The following is a 1,135-nucleotide window of genomic DNA, read 5'->3' as shown; positions in this document are numbered from 1 at the left end:
CCCGGGGCGAGCTGCTCGAGGAACCACAGCCGCTCCTGCGCGAAGGACAACGGCAGATGCGACGGACGGGGCTGGGCCAGCAGCGGCGGGCGCGCGTGCGCGAGGCCAGGCCCGGCATCGTCTTCGATGGTCTGGGCCAGCGCGGCGACCGTGGGCGCGTCGAACAGTATGCGCAGGGGCAATTCCCTGTCCAGCACGGTGCGCAGTTGCGAGATGAGGCGGGTGGCGAGCAGCGAATGGCCGCCCAGCGAGAAGAAGCTCTCGGACACGCCGACGCGTTCGAGGCCCAGCACGCTGGCAAAGGACTGGGCGAGCGTGTGTTCGAGCGGGGTGCGCGGAGCGACGTACGCACTCAGGTCCTGCCATTGCGGGTCGGGCAGCGCGCGGCGGTCGAGCTTGCCGTTGGGCGTGAGCGGGAGCGCATCGAGCACGACGAAGGCGGCCGGCACCATGTAGTCGGGCAGGCGTTCGGTCAGATGGATGCGCAACGCGTCCACCATGCCGACGGCATCAGCGCCAGCGGTGAGCGTGACATAGGCGACCAGGCGCTTGTCGGCCGAACGGTTGCTACCGCTGTCGTCGCGGGCGATGACCACTGCTTCGCGCACCGCAGGATGGCTGGCGAGCTGCGCCTCGATCTCCCCGAGTTCGATACGGAAGCCGCGAATCTTGACCTGATGATCGTTGCGGCCGAGGAATTCGAGATTGCCGTCGGGCAGCCAGCGGGCGAGGTCGCCGGTGCGGTACATGCGCGCGCCGGGCTCGTGGCTGAACGGATCGTCGAGGAAGCGTTCAGCGGTGAGATCGGCACGATTCAGATAACCGCGTGCAACGCCGGCACCGCCGATATAGAGCTCGCCGATCGCGCCCGGAGGCACCGGCTGGCCATGCGCATCGAGCACATAGGCGTGCGTGTTCGCGAGCGGTCGGCCGAGCGGCAGCGGACGATTCGAATTGCTGGATTCGAACATCTCGAACGTCAGCACGCCGACAGTCGTTTCGGTAGGACCGTAGTGATTCAGGATGCGCAGTCCGGGATGATCCGCCCGCAGCGCGGTAATCCAGTCGCGTTGTGCCACTTCGCCTCCCAGCACGATCAGTTGCTTCGGGAGCGCTGAAGCGTCCTGGCCGTGCA

The 1,135-nt window shown here is 67.5% G+C and carries 1 protein-coding gene; it reads right to left on the bottom strand.

Annotated features, from left to right (window positions below; translation table 11 throughout):
* On the bottom strand, window positions 1–1,079 hold a 1,079-nt coding region (locus AWB78_RS42720; protein WP_232478150.1), incomplete at its 3' end, for an AMP-binding protein.
* Between the last annotated feature and the right edge of the window lie 56 nt (window positions 1,080–1,135).

It is taken from the genome of Caballeronia calidae (assembly GCF_900044055.2).
Lineage (GTDB): Bacteria > Pseudomonadota > Gammaproteobacteria > Burkholderiales > Burkholderiaceae > Caballeronia > Caballeronia calidae.
This window is presented reverse-complemented; position numbering and strand designations above follow the sequence as displayed.